Origin of the sequence: Solibacillus sp. (genome assembly GCF_040273735.1) — a bacterium.
GTDB lineage: Bacteria > Bacillota > Bacilli > Bacillales_A > Planococcaceae > Solibacillus.
Genome location: NZ_JBELZM010000042.1, coordinates 1 through 832, shown reverse-complemented (window position 1 = coordinate 832; position 832 = coordinate 1). Strand labels below are relative to the sequence as shown.

Genomic DNA, 832 nt, shown 5'->3' with positions numbered 1-832 from the left:
ATCACATTGGTCAACTCTCTATTTGGTCAAGAGAATTAGAACTCAACCCGGTACCTGCTAACTTTATCGGAAGAAAATTTAATTCTATTCATTCTTATTAACTAAAGGGTTTTTAGTGAAAAAGATATTCCACAATCGGGCGTATTTCTTGAAAAAGAAATGTACCTTTTCAATAATAGGGTCATATTGTTGAATAACGTCTTTATTAAATGAGATTATGAAGAAATACATTTAAACTAATGCAGCAGGTTAGTTTAAGAAGATTTTAAGGAAATAGGTGGTTAAATGAAATACAATTATAATTTAAAAGACCCTTCAAAACAATATATTGATGTTGTAGAACAAGCTATTTCTTTGTCTGGTTTGTTTTCGAGGAAGAAAAAATTAAGAGCGATAGAGTTTATTAAGAGTAAATTAAATGGCGAAGATTTCGAAGTAGAAGAATTAGCTAGTGGATTTATATTCATAGGCTATTTATATCAAGAAATTAAAGATTATGAGTCTGCAGCAATTTACTTTAATAAAGGTTACAGCTTAGGTAAAGATGTTTTATTCCCTTATAACTCTCGTTTAAAAAAAGTATTAGAAACTTTTCTAAAAGCAAGCCGAGAAGATTTATATGATTATTGGCGTTCAGATTTTATAACGAGAAGTCATTACGATGAAAAATTTAAGAAGTTAATGAACTTATAACTCCTCTTCTTAACTAACGGGTGCTTTAGTAAAATAATAATATTTAATAATCTGGCGCTTTTCGGTAGTGACCCCTTAAAGTTAGAGTTTTTATTATGCAGCTAATTGGCTGGCATGTTTTCGGTAATTTACCGGACTC

General features: G+C 29.8%; 1 protein-coding gene. It reads left to right on the top strand.

Annotation, left to right across the window (positions count from 1 at the left end):
- Window positions 1–285 precede the first annotated feature (285 nt).
- Window positions 286–693 carry a hypothetical protein gene (locus tag ABS917_RS18835; protein WP_350480423.1) on the top strand — a complete coding sequence of 136 codons (408 nt, stop codon included), beginning with the start codon at window positions 286–288 and terminating at the stop codon, window positions 691–693.
- The last annotated feature ends 139 nt before the right edge of the window (window positions 694–832 follow it).

What these genes read in the sequence shown, in the direction of transcription:
- ABS917_RS18835 (WP_350480423.1), top strand. Translation starts at nt 286, where the DNA reads ATGAAATACAATTATAATTTAAAAGACCCTTCAAAACAATATATTGAT.